The following is a 17894-nucleotide window of genomic DNA, read 5'->3' on the forward strand; positions in this document are numbered from 1 at the left end:
CGGCGCTACTCGGGCTCGGAGAGGTTCCGGCGCAGCGCGGCCCCGTAGACCTCGTCGGCGTCCAGGTGCCGCAGCTCCTCCGAGATCAGCTCCGCCGTGGAACGGATCTTCAGGGCGACCTTGCGGTCGGGCTGGCCCGGCACCCCGAGGACGGCCAGGGCGCCCTGGGGCCGGTCCACCGAGATGTCGCCGGCCCCGGTCCGCAGCCGAACCCGCGTGATCACCGGCCCTTCGGTGACCACCCGCTCCACCGGCACCTGGAGCCGCCCCGACAGCCAGCGGGCCAGCAGCTCGGCGCTCGGGTTCTCCGCCTCGCTCTCCACCGCGGCCCCGGTCACCGGCTGCCGCTGCTGGTCCAGGGCGGCCGCCAGGAGCGAGCGCCACAGCGTGAGCCGGGTCCAGGCCAGGTCGGTGTCGCCGGGCGCGTAAGAGGAGGCCCGATCCTCCAGCGCGCCGAGCTGGTCGGGGTTGGCGTACGCGTCGGTGATCCGCCGCTGGGCCAGCGCGCCCAGGGGGTCGCGGGCCACGTCGGCGGGGGCGTCCGCGGGCCACCAGGCCACCACGGGGGCGTCCGGCAGCAGCAGCGGCAGGACGACGGAGCCGGTGTGCCGGGTGAGCTCGCCGTGCAGCCGCAGCAGCACGATCTCGCCGCTGCCGGCGTCCGAGCCGACGCGCAGCTCGGCGTCGAGCCGGGTCTGGCGCTGCAGGTGGTGGGCCCGGGCCGTGCGCTTGATGACGGCGATGATCCGGCACGGGTGTTCGTGCGAGGCCTCGGAGGCCGCACGGACCGCGTCGTACGCGTTCTCCTCGTCCGTGACGATGAGGAGGGTGAGGACCATGCCCAGGGTCGGGCTCCCGATGGCACGGCGCGCCTCGAGCAGTGCGGCGTTGACCTTGCTGGAGGTGGTGTCGGTGAGTTCGGTCTTCATGGTCGCGAGTCTCGCAGTCCTTCCGTGGTCAGGAGGTGCGCTTGGTGGTCTCGGCGGAGGCCGGGGCGGGCCTGGCCGGCTGGGCGGCCTTGGCGGCCCCGTACCCGGTGGCGGCCCGGCCGGTGCGGGGCGCGGAGGTCTGCCCGGCCGTGACGGCCGCGCCGGACTTCGCCGCCCGTGCGGCGGCGGCCGTGCCGGCCTTCGCGGCCTTGGCCGCCGCCTTCATCTCCTGCTTGTGGAGCCGTACCTGGGCCAGTGACTCGGGGCCGGTGATGTCGGCCGCCGAGCGGTAGCAGCCGTCCTCGCCGTACGTCCCCGCGGCCTCCCGCCACCCGCTCGGCCGCACCCCGTACTGCTTGCCGAGCAGGGCCAGGAAGATCTTCGCCTTCTGCTCGCCGAAGCCGGGCAGCTCCCTGAGCCGGGCCAGCAGCTCCGTGCCGCTGCCGGCGCTCTCCCAGAGGGCGGCGGCGTCCCCGTCGTAGTGCTCCACCAGGAACTGGCACAACTGCTGGATCCGCTGCGCCATCGACCCGGGGTAGCGGTGCACGGCCGGCTTCTCCGACAGCAGCGCGGCGAACGACTCCGGGTCGTACGCGGCGATCGCGTGCGCGTCGAGGTCGTCCGCGCCCATCCGGGTGGCGATCGTGTACGGACCCGAGAACGCCCACTCCATCGGCACCTGCTGGTCGAGCAGCATGCCGGTCAGGGCGGCCAGCGGGCTGCGGCCGAGCAGGGCGTCGGCCTCGGGCTGCTGGGCCAGGTGGATCTGGATGTCCATGTCTCCATGGTCGGTGCTTCCGCGTTCCACCGCGCGGGCGCGACTCGGGGTGGCTAGCGTGATGGACCGGGACGAATTGCCGCATTCGGTGATCGCGATCGGACGAGACGGAGCCAGAGCAATGACTGATTTCCCGGAAGGCGCGCCGTGCTGGGCGGACGCCATGTTCGCCGACCTGGAGGGTGCCAAGAGCTTCTACGGGGACGTCCTCGGCTGGACGTTCGGCGAGAGCGCGAGCGAGTACGGCAACTACACGCAGGCCTATTCGGACGGCAAGGCCGTCGCGGCGATCGTCCCGCCCATGCCCGGCTCCGAGGGCCACTCGGCGTGGTGCCTCTACCTCTCCTCGCGCGACGTGAACGCGACCGCGGAGAAGGTCAAGGCGGCCGACGGCACGCTCCTGATGGAGCCGATGCAGGTCGGTACGTTCGGCTCGATGATGCTCGCCACGGAGCCGGGCGGGGCGGTCTTCGGCGCCTGGCAGAGCGGTGACCACAAGGGCTTCGAGAAGTCCGGCGAGCCCGGCTCCTTCGCCTGGGCCGAGTTCTTCAGCCGCGAGCCCGGCCGGACCGACGACTTCCTGCGCGCCGTCTTCCCGTACAACGCGAAGAAGATCGACGACCCCGGGATGGACTACAAGGTGTTCGACCTCGGCGGCGAGATGCCGGTGCTGGGGCGGATGCAGATGGGCGACGACTTCCCGCCGCAGGTCCCGTCGTACGTGTGCGTCTACTTCGCGGTGGACGACTGCGACGCGGCGGTCAAGCGGGCCACGGACCGCGGGGCGACGCTCCAGTTCGGCCCGATGGGCAGCCCCTTCGGCCGCTTCGCGGCCCTGACCGACCCGCAGGGCGCGAACTTCTCGGTGATCGACATGACGACCACCGAGGGCGAGATGCCGAACATGTCGGACGCGTAGCGGGCGGGGTCTGGGACGGGGCGCGGCGGGCGGGGCCTGGGACGGTGTGCGGGTCCCCCTCGGCGCTTGACGCGGGGGGACCACCGCGCCGGCCCGCGCTGCCGGGTCAGCCGCCGGTCGGGGTCAGGAGCGCGTCGGCGACCGCCGTGCGGGCGTACAGCACCGAGCGGGCCGCTGCGGTGGGCGGTCACCAGGCCGGCGTCGTGCAGGCGTCAGGTGTGCGACACGCCGGCCGCCGACAGGCCCGAGACGCGGGCGAGTTCGGTGGTCGAGGCCGGGGTGTCCAGCTCGGTCAGGAGCAGGGTCCGGGAACGGCCGAGGACCGCTGCCACCGCTTCGGCGGCACCGGTCGGGCGAGGTGGTCGTGGCGGGCATCGGCGCCGCGGTGACCGCGAACCTGGCGCCGGCCCACGCCCGCGGCCGCTACCAGGGGGCGTTCAGCTGGACGTGGGTCGTGGCCGCGCATCAGGATGCACCGTCCCGGTTTTGCCGAGCCGACGGCATCGTGGACCGACCGCAGGGCGCTGCCGAGCACGTACCTGACGGACGGCTCCGGGCTGGGGTGAATGCCGCCAGAACTGCAACCAGCACTCGGCTACTTACGCCCCTCGGGGCCGTACCACTGGAGGGGCTGGCCGGTTACTGCGGCGATGCACTCGAAGTCGTGGTCGCAGTGCAGGAGAGTGAGTCCCTGCAACTCGGCAGTCGCGGCGACGACGAGATCCACTGCACCGGCGCTGCGGTGCTTGCCCTGTTTGGTGAGGGCCTCCTGGACCTGCCAGGCCCGGTCGTAGGCGCGGTCGTCGACCGGAACCCAGCCGAAGATCAGACGGACGTCCTCGATGCCGCGCGCCCGGTCGGCGGCCGATCGGGCGCTGTAGAAGAACTCCAGCTCCGTGACGGGGCACGTGGCGATGAGGCCGGCGGCTGCCGCCTGGTCCCAGCCGTACTGCTCGGCGTCGCCCCGCATGAACCGGGCGAGGGCGCTGGTGTCGATCAGGTAGAGAGCGGCGTTCACCGTCGGTAGTTCCGCTTGTCCTCGAAGAGTGTCAGGTCAAACGCGTCCTCGGCGGCGGCTGCACGCAGGCGGGTCAAAGCCAGCGCGCGCCGCCTGTTCTCCAGCACCTCGCGCAAGGCCGTGTTGACGGTCTCCTTCTTGGTGCTGGTCCCCAGAGCCTTGGCTACGTCTGCTACCAGCTCGTCATCGAGGTCGATCACCGTCCGACTCATTGTACGCCTCCCGTATATCAACTATGGAGATAAGTATACCTCCCATGGTTCATCGGTCTCATGGGATGTACGGGTTCGGGTCGCGTCCGCGGGGCTATGCCGACATGACGCTGTGGATGCGGGAGAGCGTGAAGACGCGTTCGTCGCTTCGCAGGTGGCACCAGGCTTCGAGGTAGGGCGGATCGAGGTCCAGGCGGCTGAGGGTGCGCACGGTCCGGTTGCCCGAGGTGGCGACGTACTCGATGGTGATGGCCTGATCGGTGTCGATGGCGTGGGCGAGCTGGCGGATGTCGCTGTACGGGAGACGCTTGGCCCATCCCGCGACGACCTCCTCGGTGTCCGTGGCGAAGGGTGCTCCTCCGTCGAACGTCGCTGGTTCGGGAGTCGTGGCCGGGGCGGCCAGCAGCCGGGCCGCCAAAGCGCTCGGGTCGAGGGCGGCGGATTCCTTCGCCGGGTGCGTGGCAGCGATCCGGGCGCTGCCCCTGGCCCTGGGGCCGCGCGGAGCCGGAACGCGAGCGGCGGCCCGCCGAGGCGGGGTCTTCTCGATCCGTACCGTGCCGTCGGCGGTCTCGGCGAGGGGGGCGTATCCCTCGGCCCGGAGCGCGGCGAGAGTCGTGTCGAGCGGGCTGCGGCTGATCAGCACCGTCGGCGCCAGCTGCCGTAGTCCGAGCTTGGCCAGCCTGCGGTGGGCGGCGAGTTCGGCCAGGAGTGCGGGGTCTTCGCCGTGGAGGACGCAGGCGGCGGGGGCGATGCGTACCCGCCCGTGGCCGCGTGCGGTGTCGGCGATCAGGTACGACAGCGGCTGTGGCAGCGGTCCGGCGGCGACAGTGGCCAGGTCGGCGGTAATGTCCTCGGGCGAACGGCCGGCGTCCAGAGCTCGTCGGACACTGCCGGCGCTGAACCGCCACACCGACGCCGTGCCGCTGGTCTCCCGGTCGGCGGCGGAGTCCAGGAGGGAGGCCAGCCGCGCGGTCGGTGTGCCGGTGACGACGGCGGTGAGGTCGGCGCCGATCCGGGCCGTCGCGGTGGCAGAGGGCAGCAGCCGCCGGCACTCGATGCCCAGCCCTTCCGTGTCGCCGGTCCGCAGGTGGATGCCGAGGGCGGACAGAGCACCGCGCGCGAGCACGCCGAGGAGCTCGGCCTCCCGGATCACGGTGGCGAACGGCGGTCCGTCCGGCGACGACTCGGCGAGGGGGCGGTACCAGGCGACCAGCGGCCCCAGATCCGATACGACCCCCACGCCCTGCCCTGCCGGGAGGCGCTCGGCTGCGGCCAGCAACCCGTGGCGGGCCTGCACACAGCCGCTGCAGGGCGGTGCGCCGGCGAGGGCGGGGAGAGCCTTGTCGTCCTCGTCGCGGGCCTGGGTGGGGGTGAGCGGCAGGTCCCGCCATGCCCGGAGAAGTACGGCGAACTGCTCCGGGGGTTCCTGCTCCGCCCAGACGTCGTACGCCCCGGTGGGTGCCACCCGATCGCCGTCCCTGGCCAGCAGGCCGACGGCGTACGCGGTCTCCAGGGTGAGGCGTACGACGGCGTCGTCGGCCTGGGCGGCCTTGCCGATCCGGGCCAGTTCGCGCGCACCGATACCGCCGGACCTCAGTCGGGCCGGCGCGGCCGCCGAGCAGGCCGACAGGACCGAGGCGGCACCGGCAGCGAACGCCGAGGCGGCGGCCGACGCCTCGCGGTCGACCGCGCGCGGGGTGACGGGCGCCAGGCCCACGGAGGGCGGGACGGGCTGGAACGGAGCGTGCCAGCCGGGCCCCCGCAGCGCGAGCGTCACCTCGGCGGGCATGCGGGACGGACCGTAGCGATGACGGTCCTGGATCAGGAGCCCCCGGTCCAGTGCCCATCGAGCGCCCGGTTCGAGGCCGGGGCTCGGATGCCCGAACATGATGAACCGCGAGGGGTCTTCCGGCGCGGCCTCCGCCCGGCCTTCGAGCAGCTTCCGGGTCGCCGCTGGGGCCTTGGCGACCACGGAGAGGATCCGCTCCGGGTCGCCGTGGTGTTCCACCAGTGCGGTCAGGCGCTGCGACTTGGTGCCAGGGGGCTTGACGCCCAGTGCCGTCAGCATGCCGCGCAGCTCGTCGGAGGTCGTGCCCGCGAGCAGTTCCTCCAACGGGGCGTCCAGGCCCAGGGGCGCGTCCCAGGCCTGCCGCAGCGGTCCGGCCATGCGGAGCTTCCCCGCGCCGTCGGGCCAGAGCAGGGCATGGTCGACCAAAGCCTCCAGCACGGCGTCCAGTTCGCGGGCGCTCTCGTCGTCGACGGCGCCCAACAGCTCCGCCAGGGCAGCGGCCGACGAGGGCACCGCCAGCGCCGCCAGCGCTTCGGCCACCTGGAGGTGCGGCAGCGCGAGCCGCGGCAGGACCAGTGCCACCGATCCCGGGCGCTGGAGGCGGTCCGCCAGTTCCCCCACCGTGCGTGGCTCCGGAGCTGATGTCGCGTCGTTCCGCGCCGCGAGTACGCGCGCCAGGCGCGGGGCGTCGAGACGGCCCAGCCAGGCTGCCAGCGTTGATGGGGACTTCATGGGGTGCACCTCGTCGGGCCGGTCCGCAACAGCACCGGAGCCGCCCCGGCACAGGTTCCCAGCCTGACGCATCCGCCTCGGCCGCCGGTGCCGTACGTGATGGATTCCCCCGCGGGTGTCGGCATCTCGCGAGCGGCGCCGCACGCAATGGTGCCGAACGCGCCCTTCACCGTCGCCTCCGGATGAGAGCCCCAGCGGAGGTGGCATGGACAACAGCCCTGATCGGGTCACTCTCACCAGCACCGCGGCGTGTGGGCGTCGTCCCGAACCGCTGTTCACGAGAGTGCCCACGGCTTTCGCGAACGGCAGGAGCAAGGTGGACGTCAGTCGCCGGCGATGTCCGCTGTCAGGACGCGGACCGCTTCGCGGGTATTGTCCGCGGCGAAGCGGACTTCTCGCACCTCTTGCGTCGGCTTCCCGGGCTTGGGCGCCAAGGGGTAGGGCTCACGTAGCTTGAAGCTGAGGGTGGTGGAGTCGCCGATCGGCATCGCCAGTACACCGTCGTCGATCTGGATCGCCCTGCGGTAGCCACTGTGCCGGGTAGTGCGCACCGACTCCACGAGTTCGAGTGGGATGACGATCTGGGTGAAGTGAGCGAAGCGCAGCACCACTTTGCCGTCGCCGACGGTGTGGGGGCGGATGGAGAGCGCGGCGATGAAGCCGAGCACCCACACCGTTCCGTACGCGGAGAGAACCAGCAGGATGATGCGCACCACTGACCAGGGGATCAGGAATTCGACGGCAAGGATCTCCAGCGGCACGAGGAAGACCATCACCCACATGATTGGCTTGATTTCGGAGCCGTAGGTCAGGATCACGTGGCCCTCCGGTGCGTCCGGCTTGCGGCGGATCCAGCGCCAAAGAGCCCGGAAAAGTCCGAATTCCATCCCCATTGCTTTGGCCACGGGCGCGGGGAGGACCGCGGACAGTGCTTGGTTGAGGGCCTCCTGTCCGTCGGCGCCCTGGCTCCGGGAGGTCTTGAAGGCCCGTCTGGCGAGGGTGATTTCGGTGATGACGATCCCGGCGAGGAGGAGTTCGAGGGCCAGTCCCACCGCCACCGCCTCGCCCAGGCTGAACACACCAGTCCAGACGAGGCAGATCTGGGCGAGGACGACGGTCGGTGCGGCCCATCGGGCAGCGGTCGCCAGGAGTTTTCGCAACGTCATTCACCTTTCTGTGCGGGGGCGCTCGGTGCTCTGACAATCATCCCTGCACCTTCTCCGCTGCAAAGGGACAGTTAGTCCTCCGCTGGCCGTATCCGACCGTGCGTAGTGCGCAGCAAAGGGGCGTGCCGCGTCGGGCGATGTCACGGTTTCTGCCAGTCCCGTTCCACGACAACCCAGCTCTCGCCAGTCAGCTGCTGCTCAAAGAAGGCGTAGGGCAGGAGGCCGTATCCCCTGTTGCCCCAGCTGGTCCCCCAGCTGTTGCGTACCTGGAAGGCGCCCGGTCCGGCGCCGCGGTCATATGGAGCGGTGTCGGCCTGGTCGTCGTAGCCGGTCAGCAGGACCACGTGGGGTCCTACGGACTGCTCTGTCGTGAGCTGTACTGGAATGACGCCGCCGTTGACGAGGGACATGGAGATCGACGGGCAGAGCCGGATCTCCACGCTCACGGGGATGCCCAGGGCGATCGCACGGCGCGTCAGTTCGAGCATGCCGGCTCCGTCCGGTGCGGAGAGAGGCCACGCGACGGGTGTGGTGCGCCTGGCATTGGTACGGCAGTGCTCGGGTGGATCCCGGTCGACCCTGGTCAGGCCGTGTTCGTCGTACGGCCAGGCCGCTTCCTCGCACAACCCGGATTCCGCCCAGGCGCGGAAGCTGTGCTCCAGCCGGGAGCCCTTGCGCTCGGCGGAACCCGCAAGCGAGCGAGAGAGGCGGTAGTTGAACAGGACGGAGGCGGTGAACTCCATGTGCTCGGCCCGGCGGGCGTAGTAGCCGGCGATTGCTGTCGTCACCACAGCGGTGCACAGCGGAACCTGACCTTGGTCGATCACAGGGGGCATCCAGCTGGACAGGTCCATCCGCTCAGGTACACGCCCGCTCGTCCACCACGGGGGCGCGACCCGGGACAGCCATGTGGCATCGGCAACGGCGGACTCGGGGGCAGCGCGCTTGTCAGTTGCTCCCGCTTTCGTCATGCCTGGTCCCGTACTCGGTCCGCGTCGCCATCGTCCTCGCTGCTCCGACTCAGGACCACCTGGTCGATTCGCTTCTGGCGGCGAGCGACGGCGGCGTAGAAGTGCTGCAGCGCGGTCCTGGCGAAGTCCTCCGTGGGCCTGGCCTCGGGCAGGAAGGCGCCGACGTCCGTCCCCCGGACCAGCAGTGCGCTGTCCTCACCCGCGGACGGAGAAACCTGGGGGCTGACGTAATCGATCGCGAGATTGAACCGTCCGTCGGCGGTGTGGTTGGGGCCCGAGCAGTGGGCCATGGCCAGGTGATGCACGGAGCACTGGCCGGCCTTGAGGATCACATCGACAGCGGCCGCCTCGTCGATGTCGACGGCGATTTCCTCGCCACGCATGATGTCCTCGAGCTCGGAACCCGCGAACCGGTGCGGCAGCGCCCCACTTCGATGTGAGCCACGGGCGTAGCGCATGGTGCCGTTGGCAACGGTGGTGTCGGTGAGCGCGACCCAGACACGCGCCGCGTGCTGCTGGACTCCGTTCAGCCCCAGGTAGACGGCGTCCTGGTGCCACGCGAGTGAACTTCCGCTGTGCGCGGGCCTGACGAAGAGGTTGGTGGACCAGACCAGAAGGTCCGGTCCGAGCAGTGCTTCGACCGCGTCGAGGATCGCGGGATGGTGCACGATCCGGTCAGCCCAGGTGGACACCAGATGGATCTTCGGGAAGGTGGCGTACCGGGCCAGCGCGCCGCCTGCTGCGCTCACCGTCCGCAAATAGGCGTGACACCCGGCCAGGGCCTGCTCGGCCTCGGTCGGCGTGAGGGCGTTCACCGGGAAGGCAAACCCGTCTGTACGGAACCGCTCTGCCAGATCAGGGGCGATCGTGGTCATCAGACAGCCACCTCCGGAGTGGGCGCGGACTCGTACGTTTCGGCGTCCTGCTGCATCCTGGTGAGCAGGGCGATCGCGTCGTCCCGCTTGGCGTCGGGGGCTTCGGGTGAACGCAGGTAGCCGGCAAGGCGCTGCCGCTCGGGTTCACGCATGACGCCCTTGAGGCGGTGCAGAGCGGCGGCACTGGTGCGCTGCGGGAAGTACAGGGACTTGGCGGTCTTCAGGAACAGCTCCGCGTTCTCCTTGTTCACCACCCTCCGGCGCAGCGCCGCATCCATCGCGACACGGATGTTGACCATGGGTTCGCACACCGGGCGCAGCGACTCGCTGTCGAAGGTGATGGCGACCTCGTCGTCGTCTTCCAGAGTGCCCGAGGCATACATGGTGTAGACGGTGCCGACGCCGGTCATGCCGTAGACGTCGAGTTCGGCGGCCCGGAGAGCTCCCATGCTGGAGGAGCCATAGAGGCGCACGCCGCGGTCCATGGCCCGAAGGATCTCCTTGGGAGAGATCGAGAAGCTCTGGAGGAACTTTCCGTCGATGATGCCGATACGCTGCGGCGGTTGCGCTTGTGCCATCAGGGCGTCTATGTCGCCCCGCTCGATGGGCGGCAGGAACTCGGCGCCGGGCAGATGGGCCGCTGCCTCCTCGGGCGGCAGGCTGGGGCCGACGAAAACGACCGTACGCATGGTCTCTTCTCCCGTCACTGGGCGGAACCGGCTGTCCGCAGTCGCTGCTGAGCGGAGTGGATGGCTGCCAGGGCGCTGTTCCACGCCTGCGTGGCTCGGGGCCCGAGTTTGTTGCGGTCGACGGTCCACGACTCGACGCCGGGCACGATGACGCGTACGACCGTGGCGGGTACGCCGGGCGCGGACAGGTCGACGACGATGGCCTGGTCGAGTCCGCGGGCGCGCAGTCGGTCCAGCAGCAGACGGACGTCGTCCATGACGTCCGTGCTCGGGTGGGACGGGACGTCCTGGAAGCGGACAGGCCGGGCGGAGGGTTTGATGGCCCACGATTCGGGGTTCGCGCGGTTGCTGCGCCGCACGTGGTACAGGGCCTTCTCCACGGGCTGTCCGGCGGCGGTGATGTCCTCGCGCATGGCCTGGATGTCCACCACACGGGACTGGGCGACCTCGCTGATGGCCCGCACGACCGCGACCTCGGCGTCCGGGTGCGTGCCGATGCCGTGGTGGGAGCGGGAGAACGAGTCGGCGAGGTACTCCGACACCACGGCCTGGAAGCTGGGGATGCCGGTCGCGGAGGTGATGTTCTTGACCTCGATGGCGATGTCGGCGTCGAGGAACTTCTGCATGAAGAACTGAGCCCGTGGCGGGAGCGTCGACGGGTCGAGGCTGGGGTGGCGCTCCTGTGCCCAGGCGCGGATGGCGTCCCCGACGGGTCCGGCCTCGTCGTCGGCGGCGAACTTGCCGAGTCGGTTGGAGATGAGGTCGGCCATCGTCCAGTCGTCGCGTTCGACGAGCTCACACAGGGCGTGGCAGATGGCTTCTTCCAGAGAGTTTCCCGAAGCGATGCCGTTGGTCGTGGAGACCGGGTAGCAGGGAACTTCGTGGTAGCTCATGTAGTAGCCGGCCAGGAACTGCGGCACGAGGATGCTGCACTCGTGCATCAGGTCGAAGCCCTCGACCCAGGAGATGGGGGTGTCGATGCTGTAGGCGTGGTGCAGCTCGAAGTTGCACGATTCGGGGTCGAGAACGCGGCGACCGGACTTCTTGAGCTCCGGATACGAGGCGATGGCGGCCGGCCGCATGGGCAGGGAGGCGGCGAAGCGCTCGGCGGCCTCCATGATGGCCGACGTCTTGGCGTCGATCTTCGTGGCGCCCTTGCCGTTGTAGACGGAGATGATGTCGAACGACCTCGGGGAGATGGCGTTGTACACGGGTATGCCGACCCGGTCGAGACCGGTGATGTCGGCGACCCTGGTCACCCCGATCCGCTTGAGGTGGGGGGCCATGCGGGCGTACGTGGTCTCGGCAGTGATCTCGCGGTGTGGGCCGTTTCCGGTGATCTTGGGGACGCTGGAACGCAGCTTCAACGCAGGGACTCCTTTGGTGCGCTGTTCGCCGGGCCGGTCACTGGCCGCTGGCGGGTTCGAGGTGGGAGGTGCCGTCGCCGAAGTACCGGTAGGAGTACGAGAGTCCCTGGCCAGGAGCGACCTTGACGGGTTCGGGGAGCGCCCAGACGGCGGTGTACCAGTGGCTGCGGGCGCAGCCCAGCCAGGGGGCCGTCGACAGTGTGGTGTTCGGTGCGAGTTGTGCTTCGAAGTGGACGACGACGCCGTTGGCTTCGCCGGCGCGGTCGGCGGTGAGAGCGCAGCGGGTTTCCAGCGCGCCCGTCATGTCCTGCTCCAGATCCACCTGGTACAACTCGGAAGGCTTGGAGAGGAAGTCCCAGGTCTGGACGGTCTCAGGTCGCTCGTAGAAGCCGATGGAGCGTCGGCTCTCGGACTCCGCCATGGGGCCGAAGTCGATGCCGAACATCTCCTTCCAGCGCGCGAGGTGGTCCTGGGTGACGCGGTGCTTGTCGAGCACGTCGTCCGGTATCCGGGTCAGCGTCGCGAAGGACGTCAGCCGCCCGGGGACCAGGCGGGATGAATCCTTCATCAGCCGACGCCGGGCGTCTTGAACGGTCTCCCAGATCTGCATGTCCAGCGCCTCGTTGCCGACGATGTCCGTCAGCAGGACATCGGCCCGCTCGGGGAGTTCGAGCTGGGGCGACCAGCCGCGGATGAACTCGATGCGGTCGGCCACACCGTTGCGCTCGGCGATCCGCTGGGCGAGGTGGACCATGCCGGCCGGCTCGACCGCGTAGACCTTGCGGGCCCCCGCCTGGGCCGCGGTGATTGCCAGGATGCCGGACCCGGTTCCCAGATCGAGGACCACATCGCCCGCACGCACCGTTTCTCGGACCGCTTGCTGGAAGGCGGCCTTGCGTACTGGATCTTCCAACATGGCGATGTGGACGAGCGCGGCGTCGTACCCCCCCTTGGGGAAGGGCTGATTACTGAAGCCCTCGGTCGGCTCGCTGCGCAGCAGCCCGGCCTGGTGGAGTGAGACCACGGTTGCCAGCGCCTCCTGCGCGGCCCGGGGCCCCTTCAGCCGGGGCCCGAGCAGGGTCAGTGCCTGTCCGACCGTGCGCGGCTGGTGGAAGAGATCGAGGAGCCCGAGCGCGTCATGGCCCAGCTTGAGAATCCGACTCTCGAAGTGGATCTTCACTTCGTTACTGGTGTCGACCTCGGCTATGAAGGAGGGCGTCCTGTGGAGCACGGTGTCAGGTGAGAGTTTCGGCATGTGCTGATCACTGTCCTTGTGGGTGGGTGCGTCGTGCAGCTGCCTGGACCAGAGCGGCGGAGATTGCCGGCTGGAAGTCGCCGAGTGAACCGGCTTCCCGTCGGCCCTCGGTGAGGGAGATGCCCTCCTTCGGCTCGACGATCTGGTAGCCGTCTTCGCGGAGCTGATCGACGTTGCGGCGTACGGCGGGTTTGGACCACATGGCCGCGTTCATGACGGGGGCGATCACCACGGGGCACTCGGTGGCGAGCAGTGTGGCTGTCAGGACGTCGTCCGCGATGCCGTGTGCTGCCTTGGCCAGGAAATTGGCGGTGGCCGGCAAGACCACCAGCACGTCCGCCCAGGTGCCGAGGGCGACGTGGGCGGCGCCTCCGCCCTTGTGGTCCTCCCAGCCGGTCACCGGCATATGGCCGGTGACAGCCTCGATCATGCGCGGCCCCATGAGGGCGTGTGCCTGCGTGGTCATGATGGTGCGGATCTCCCGGACCCCGACGGTGCCACGCAGCCATGCGTTCACGTGGGGGACCGCAACAGCGGAGAAGGAGCCGCACACGCCCCACAACAACCGAACCCCCGCCAGTGCCTGCTGCGGGCCGGTGGCGTGGTCGGTCATCGGCCGGTCACCTCCCGGGGGGCTCCGAAGGCGCCGAGGATGCCCGGAAGAGACCGTTCGGCCCGTCGCAGGAGCGCATCGGCACCTTCTGGGTCGGACGCCGACCAGGCGCGCAGGGCTACGTGCTGGAGGATGCCGGAGGCGAGGTGACCTGCAAGACGTGTGTGCTCGTCGTCGCTCAGCTGGGTGCCTCGGGCCGCCTCGTAGCCCTCGGCTGTGAGCCGGGCTCGCTGTTCCTGGAGCTGCTGCGCGCCCATGGCCGCTGCCGACTGCACGAGGTCTCGCAGCAGGAACGCGAGATCGGCCATGGGGTCGGCGATGCCGGCCTCCCGCCAGCCGAGCACGCGCGGTGCCGGGCCGGGGACGCAGGAAGCGGTCGACAGCCGACCGTGCACCACGGTCCGTGGGAACACCTCGGGCGCTTCCGCTGCCCCTGCACCGGCGAGACGCTGGATCCCTGGGGCCGCGTCCTTGTCGAGGCGGTCGCGGGCGGCGCGGATACCGTCCGCTGCCTGTGGCGCCGCTTGCAGCCAGGCCGGACGGGTTCGGGTGGGCAGGGCCGCCACCCGCTCGAGAGGGATGGAATGCAGCCGGGCGAGGAAGCCGCCGAGTTCGCTGAAGGTCTGCTCCACCTGCGGGACAACAGCGCTGGCCGGGCTTTCGAACACGGTGTCGCTGAGCAGCCTGGGGGTGGTCACCACCGGGTGGATGGCCGTGCGGTCGTCGATCAGCGCAGGGATACATGCGTACTGGGCGGCCTGCGTCGGAGCGATCGCTTCCGCGAGATTGCGCAAGGCCGCTGCGTCGAGATAGGCGGGTGCGGCTACAGGGACGCTTTCTCCCCAGCGGTAACCACTGTCGACCCGGAGGCAGACGCGGTTGACGAACGGGCCGGGAAGCGAACGGACCGGCTGTCCGGTCCGCACGGCGGATTGGGTCATCGGGCGCTGCTCTCTGGGGCGTTGAGGTAGGGCTTCGCGGGGTCGAGTCGCTCCGCTCGGTATCGGTCCTCAATGGCGCGTAGCCGGTCTGACGCAGTCGTGCGGCCGTTCCGCCAGGCCGTCACCAGCCCCTCGGCGACCAGCAGACAGCGGTGTTGTCCGAAGCTCATGAGCCGGCCTTGGCGCTGTTCGGGCTCGTCCGCCAGCCACCAGCCTCTCCCCAGTTCCAGCGCGAGTGCGGGTCCTGTGTCGCGGAGTGCGTCGATGTGGTCGCGGTGGATGTCCGCCAGCTCCCGCTCTTGGCGGTGCCAGTCGTCCCGGTACAGGTAGAGGACCACCGCATCCCGCCGCTCATACCCCTCCGGATGGTTGGCCGCCTTCAGCTGGTACGGGACTCGCGCGGTGCACAGCCGCCCGGTGATCTCGCGGATCAGGCTTGCCGCGGCCGCGGAGTCCCGGGGCGCGTAGTACAGGCGCACGACGGGTCTGTCGCCGTGGTGGGGCATGCCCTCGTCGCCGATGGCGAGGTACCAGCCGGGATACGTGTATGGGCGGTCCGGGGGGAACCTGACACTCACCCGCTGACCGAGCGCGGCTGCCGAGGGCAAAGATTCCTCCGCGGTGACGGTCAGGGTCAGGCCGTTCTTACGCACCCGGCGGCAGCCCTCGGGCCCAGACGCGACCGCCTCCCAGCCGGCGTCCCAGTAGCCGCTGCCTTGGTTGGCCTCGGCAAGCGCGCGTGCCACGGCTGGGTCCTCACGCCTTCGGGTGCCCAGCACCACTGGCGCGCCGTCGATCAGCCAGCGCGCAGCGCGGGTATCACCGGCGTAGTAGCTCAGGTAAAGGAAGCGGGACAGGTGAGGCAGGACGGGGAGGTCCCCGGGGGCGGACTCGACGCCGGGTGCGGGCCGGAGCTCGCCCCACTCGCGGTGATGGAAGGCCGACTCGCTCAGGACCTCCACGTCTTGGGCGATCAAGGAGAACGCTGCTTTGTACTGGTTCACGCCTGCGCCTCCCGGGGTCGGCCGGGCGCGAGGAGCCTGGCCAGGCCCTGTGGGTCGTTCAACAACTTGCAGCCGACGAGAAGGCACAGGTGCCCGATCCGGCCCAGTGAGCCGATCTGTTCGAGCCGCCCGGCCGCGTACATCAGGGTGGATAACCCGGCGTAGCGGAAGACCGCAGCCCGCTGCTCGGCCGAGAGCGGAGTGCTGTGTTCGTAGGCGGCGAGGAAGAGGCCGACGTTGCGTCGCACGGTGGTCCAGCTGCCTGAGTCGGAGAGACGGCCGGCATCGCCCCGCAGCGTGTGCAGCCACTGGATCAGCAGTTGGCCGACGATCGTGCCCACGTCCAGCATCGGGTCGCCGAACCCGGCCAGCTCCCAGTCGACCAGTGCAACCGTGGGATGCCTACTGTCGGCGTCCTTGAGCAGGATGTTGTCGTCTCGCAGGTCGAAGTGGACTAATCCCTTCGGGCCCCATCCGTCCCGCAGCTGCGCCACGCTTTCGTCGACCGACTGCATGGCAGCCGCATAGTCGGAGTAGTCCATTCCGGGCCCGCTCGCGAGTTCGCCAGGGGTTAGCGCTACGAAGGACGCGAAGGGGAAGACGATGAGCTGCTCGCTGAATCTCGAATCCGCGATGATGTGGTCCACGGGTGTGGAATGAATCCCGGCTGTCACTGATGCCAGTGCGGCCAGCACCTGGACAGGGATTTCCGGGGAGTTCCGAGTGGCTTCCCGCATCGACGTGAAGCCGGTCTTCCCCTCCATGATGAGGGTTTCGGTGTCCGGGTCAGTTGCGATGAAACGAGGAACTGCCGAGCCGGCGAAATATGGAATGCCAGCCTCGGGTATCAGCCTCAGCATGGTCTCCTCGTTACCCGTTGCCGTACCAACGGCCCTGGCGGTTGCCGGATCCACCTGTTTCAGGAAGAGTGCGGTGCCGTCCTCGAAGTGCAGCATTGCTACGCTGTTGCGTGCCGCGAAGGTCTGGATATGCACAATGGCGCCTCGGTCGATACCGAGCGAAGCGAGCCAGGAACGAGTCCGGGCCTTTGAGGGCCCGGACTCGTTCGGCAGCGCTCCGCGCCAAGGCGAAGAGGTACTGCCGCCCTCCGGTGACGCAATGCCGGCCGGGCTGTGCGAAGCGCTGGTCATCATGAGGTGAACGACTCAGATCAACAGTGGAAGGCCACCGTGGCGGCAGCGGCCATCACGCTGCCCTGCGCCTCCTCGTCGGGCGAGATGCCCGCCTTCTCTTCGAGGAAGGCCTGCAGCTCCTCCGGGCTGACGCCGGCGAGCTCCTCCAGGGCCTTCTCGCCAGCCGCGGGGTCGATGACCGCGCGCTGCTCGTCGGTCATCGACGCCTCGGCGGCCTGGATCTTACTGACGAGGTCGGCGAACGCGGCCTCGTCGACCGCGGAAGCCATTGCTTCAGACATTTGATCCTCCTGATTCGTCCCCTGCCGGTTGGCCGGGGAATCGAATGGACGGTCATGATCTAAACAGAATTCCGCCCCGGCCTGTCAACAGGTTTCAAGGGTTCCGTTTATGTCATGGATGCCTTATTCGGGACATGCGAACGGGCCTGCCGACATCGCTTTCGGCGGGCACTTATAGATCTCTGTATTTAAGTGTGGGTAAAGGGTTGCGTGGCCGCACGGCTCACAAGGCCAAGGGTGGCCAGAAATCTAGTTGCACGCATGGCGAGAAAGTCATCAGAAGCCCCCGTTGGATGACCCAGTCATCCCCTGGAGGCTATGCGCAGGCCATTCCCTCCGGTAGGGGGCTTATCGGTCGGGCCGTAAAGATTAAGACGTTCCTTGGCGTGTGCTCCTCGGTTCCTGCTGGCTGTGCAGGCATGACGGGCTGTGCACGTAGCCAATTTGACTGAAAGTGACATACGGCTGCCGACTGGGCATCTGATTGATCCTTCAGCCACCTCATGTGCAGGTGTGGGCGGCGTCACAACGGGTCAGGACGGGCGGCGCGTTCCACCTGGGATCTGGCCCACGTCATCGGTGTCCTGGTGACAGGCCCTGGAATCCCGATCGGCCAAGGCGATGGAGCGTGACCTCGCGCCGTTGCGGGCCGCCAAGATCGCCGCGTGCGCCTTGGGGTGCGCTGTGGCCGGTCCATGCGTCGGGTGCTGCAAGCTGATGTGTCGCTCTGGCGGAACGCGTCGGCGGCCTGGGAACCCTGCCGGGCCTCGGCCATCCCGAGGCAGCGAGGGCGTAGATCGGCAACTGCAACCAAAACTGCAACCACGGAACGACGAAGGTCCCGGCCGCAGTGCGGTCGGGACCTTCGTTTCGGCTGGTCAGCCGTGGCGGAGGATACGAGATTCGAACTCGTGAGGGGTTGCCCCCAACACGCTTTCCAAGCGTGCGCCCTAGGCCTCTAGGCGAATCCTCCGCGGCAAACAATACAAGACGTTGAGGGGTGCTCGCGAACGTGATCGCTCGGGAGGGCGGGAGGCTCGATTGCCGGGCGTTTCATCCGCTACTCTGGGGCCAGCCCCTCACGTGGCGCTATCTCACCCAACTCCCCCAGGGCCGGAAGGCAGCAAGGGTAAGTGGGCTCTGGCGGGTGCGTGGGGGGCGCTTGCGTTCCCGGGCGGCCCGCACCGCGGGGCCGGCGGTC

At 69.3% G+C, this 17894-nt stretch carries 16 protein-coding genes, 1 tRNA gene, 1 other RNA gene and 2 pseudogenes; 2 read left to right on the forward strand and 18 right to left on the reverse strand.

Translation table 11 applies throughout. The features are described 5' to 3' along the window. Positions 1 to 5 precede the first annotated feature (5 nt). Both opcA and IF43_RS0103430 read right to left on the reverse strand, forming a co-directional pair. A complete protein-coding gene (gene opcA, locus IF43_RS0103425; RefSeq protein ID WP_030193548.1) occupies positions 6 to 929 on the reverse strand; it encodes a glucose-6-phosphate dehydrogenase assembly protein OpcA in 924 nt (307 codons plus the stop codon). Positions 930 to 1125: 196 nt separating this feature from the next. After that, positions 1126 to 1707: pseudogene (locus IF43_RS0103430) on the reverse strand (HhH-GPD-type base excision DNA repair protein); the annotation flags it as partial. A 121-nt stretch (positions 1708 to 1828) separates the two neighbouring features. Between IF43_RS0103430 and IF43_RS0103435 the strand changes: the two are divergent. Continuing rightward, positions 1829 to 2626 (forward strand): VOC family protein, encoded by a 798-nt coding sequence (locus IF43_RS0103435; RefSeq protein ID WP_030193551.1) that lies wholly within the window; start codon positions 1829 to 1831, stop codon positions 2624 to 2626. Positions 2627 to 2732: 106 nt separating this feature from the next. Here the strand turns inward: IF43_RS0103435 and IF43_RS38895 are convergent. The 16 genes and pseudogenes from IF43_RS38895 to IF43_RS0103515 form a co-directional block, all read right to left on the reverse strand. After that, positions 2733 to 2985, reverse strand: a pseudogene (locus tag IF43_RS38895) (ArsR/SmtB family transcription factor); the annotation flags it as partial. A 236-nt stretch (positions 2986 to 3221) separates the two neighbouring features. Next, on the reverse strand, positions 3222 to 3644 hold the full coding sequence (locus IF43_RS0103445; protein WP_030193552.1) for a PIN domain nuclease: 423 nt from the start codon (positions 3642 to 3644) through the stop codon (positions 3222 to 3224). Beyond that, on the reverse strand, positions 3641 to 3856 hold the full coding sequence (locus IF43_RS0103450; RefSeq protein WP_030193554.1) for a type II toxin-antitoxin system VapB family antitoxin: 216 nt from the start codon (positions 3854 to 3856) through the stop codon (positions 3641 to 3643). Before IF43_RS0103450 ends, IF43_RS0103445 begins: the two co-directional genes overlap by 4 nt. Before the next feature lie 94 nt (positions 3857 to 3950). Beyond that, the gene (locus IF43_RS0103455) at positions 3951 to 6377 is read right to left on the reverse strand and encodes a helicase C-terminal domain-containing protein (protein ID WP_030193556.1); all 2427 of its coding nucleotides are present in this window, start codon (positions 6375 to 6377) and stop codon (positions 3951 to 3953) included. Between the two features lie 323 nt (positions 6378 to 6700). Then, positions 6701 to 7537: a hypothetical protein gene (locus tag IF43_RS0103460; protein ID WP_234331921.1), complete on the reverse strand. Its 837-nt coding sequence runs from the start codon at positions 7535 to 7537 to the stop codon at positions 6701 to 6703. Between the two features lie 146 nt (positions 7538 to 7683). Further along, positions 7684 to 8514, reverse strand: a complete 831-nt coding sequence (locus IF43_RS0103465; protein WP_078909879.1) for a C1 family peptidase — start codon at positions 8512 to 8514, stop codon at positions 7684 to 7686. Further along, positions 8511 to 9389: a phytanoyl-CoA dioxygenase family protein gene (locus tag IF43_RS0103470; RefSeq protein WP_051794609.1), complete on the reverse strand. Its 879-nt coding sequence runs from the start codon at positions 9387 to 9389 to the stop codon at positions 8511 to 8513. Before IF43_RS0103470 ends, IF43_RS0103465 begins: the two co-directional genes overlap by 4 nt. Next, positions 9389 to 10078: a TfuA-like protein gene (locus IF43_RS0103475; RefSeq protein WP_030193564.1), complete on the reverse strand. Its 690-nt coding sequence runs from the start codon at positions 10076 to 10078 to the stop codon at positions 9389 to 9391. Before IF43_RS0103475 ends, IF43_RS0103470 begins: the two co-directional genes overlap by 1 nt. Positions 10079 to 10092: 14 nt before the next feature. After that, on the reverse strand, positions 10093 to 11445 hold the full coding sequence (locus IF43_RS0103480; protein ID WP_030193566.1) for a YcaO-like family protein: 1353 nt from the start codon (positions 11443 to 11445) through the stop codon (positions 10093 to 10095). Positions 11446 to 11482: 37 nt separating this feature from the next. Continuing rightward, positions 11483 to 12700: a 50S ribosomal protein L11 methyltransferase gene (locus IF43_RS0103485; protein ID WP_234331922.1), complete on the reverse strand. Its 1218-nt coding sequence runs from the start codon at positions 12698 to 12700 to the stop codon at positions 11483 to 11485. A gap of 7 nt (positions 12701 to 12707) precedes the next feature. Beyond that, positions 12708 to 13313 (reverse strand): flavoprotein, encoded by a 606-nt coding sequence (locus IF43_RS40350; RefSeq protein ID WP_051794611.1) that lies wholly within the window; start codon positions 13311 to 13313, stop codon positions 12708 to 12710. Then, positions 13310 to 14254: a phosphotransferase gene (locus IF43_RS40355; RefSeq protein ID WP_107048384.1), complete on the reverse strand. Its 945-nt coding sequence runs from the start codon at positions 14252 to 14254 to the stop codon at positions 13310 to 13312. Before IF43_RS40355 ends, IF43_RS40350 begins: the two co-directional genes overlap by 4 nt. Beyond that, positions 14251 to 15258, reverse strand: coding sequence for a T3SS effector HopA1 family protein (locus IF43_RS0103500; protein ID WP_030193573.1), 1008 nt, complete (start codon positions 15256 to 15258; stop codon positions 14251 to 14253). The genes IF43_RS40355 and IF43_RS0103500 overlap by 4 nt, the downstream gene beginning before the upstream one ends. Further along, positions 15255 to 16253 carry a phosphotransferase family protein gene (locus IF43_RS0103505; RefSeq protein WP_030193576.1) on the reverse strand — a complete coding sequence of 333 codons (999 nt, stop codon included), beginning with the start codon at positions 16251 to 16253 and terminating at the stop codon, positions 15255 to 15257. Before IF43_RS0103505 ends, IF43_RS0103500 begins: the two co-directional genes overlap by 4 nt. Positions 16254 to 16429: 176 nt before the next feature. Beyond that, positions 16430 to 16693 (reverse strand): thioviridamide family RiPP peptide, encoded by a 264-nt coding sequence (gene tvaA / locus IF43_RS0103510; protein ID WP_107048385.1) that lies wholly within the window; start codon positions 16691 to 16693, stop codon positions 16430 to 16432. 885 nt (positions 16694 to 17578) lie between these two features. Next, positions 17579 to 17666, reverse strand: a tRNA-Ser gene (locus IF43_RS0103515). Positions 17667 to 17763: 97 nt separating this feature from the next. On the opposite strand from IF43_RS0103515, the gene ffs reads away from it, so the two are divergent. Continuing rightward, an RNA gene (ffs, locus tag IF43_RS38650) (signal recognition particle sRNA small type) lies at positions 17764 to 17862 on the forward strand. Positions 17863 to 17894: the final 32 nt, after the last annotated feature.

The sequence above is a fragment of the Streptomyces sp. NRRL S-87 genome (genome assembly GCF_000719335.1).
GTDB lineage: Bacteria > Actinomycetota > Actinomycetes > Streptomycetales > Streptomycetaceae > Streptomyces.

Bases quoted from the DNA above. Each gene is read 5' to 3' on its own strand.
- IF43_RS40355 (WP_107048384.1), bottom strand. From the start codon at position 14,254: ATGACCCAATCCGCCGTGCGGACCGGACAGCCGGTCCGTTCGCTTCCC.
- IF43_RS0103450 (WP_030193554.1), bottom strand. From the start codon at position 3,856: ATGAGTCGGACGGTGATCGACCTCGATGACGAGCTGGTAGCAGACGTA.
- IF43_RS0103465 (WP_078909879.1), bottom strand. From the start codon at position 8,514: ATGACGAAAGCGGGAGCAACTGACAAGCGCGCTGCCCCCGAGTCCGCC.
- tvaA (WP_107048385.1), bottom strand. From the start codon at position 16,693: ATGTCTGAAGCAATGGCTTCCGCGGTCGACGAGGCCGCGTTCGCCGAC.
- IF43_RS0103475 (WP_030193564.1), bottom strand. From the start codon at position 10,078: ATGCGTACGGTCGTTTTCGTCGGCCCCAGCCTGCCGCCCGAGGAGGCA.
- IF43_RS40350 (WP_051794611.1), bottom strand. From the start codon at position 13,313: ATGACCGACCACGCCACCGGCCCGCAGCAGGCACTGGCGGGGGTTCGG.
- IF43_RS0103470 (WP_051794609.1), bottom strand. From the start codon at position 9,389: ATGACCACGATCGCCCCTGATCTGGCAGAGCGGTTCCGTACAGACGGG.
- opcA (WP_030193548.1), bottom strand. From the start codon at position 929: ATGAAGACCGAACTCACCGACACCACCTCCAGCAAGGTCAACGCCGCA.
- IF43_RS0103455 (WP_030193556.1), bottom strand. From the start codon at position 6,377: ATGAAGTCCCCATCAACGCTGGCAGCCTGGCTGGGCCGTCTCGACGCC.
- IF43_RS0103485 (WP_234331922.1), bottom strand. From the start codon at position 12,700: ATGCCGAAACTCTCACCTGACACCGTGCTCCACAGGACGCCCTCCTTC.
- IF43_RS0103435 (WP_030193551.1), top strand. From the start codon at position 1,829: ATGACTGATTTCCCGGAAGGCGCGCCGTGCTGGGCGGACGCCATGTTC.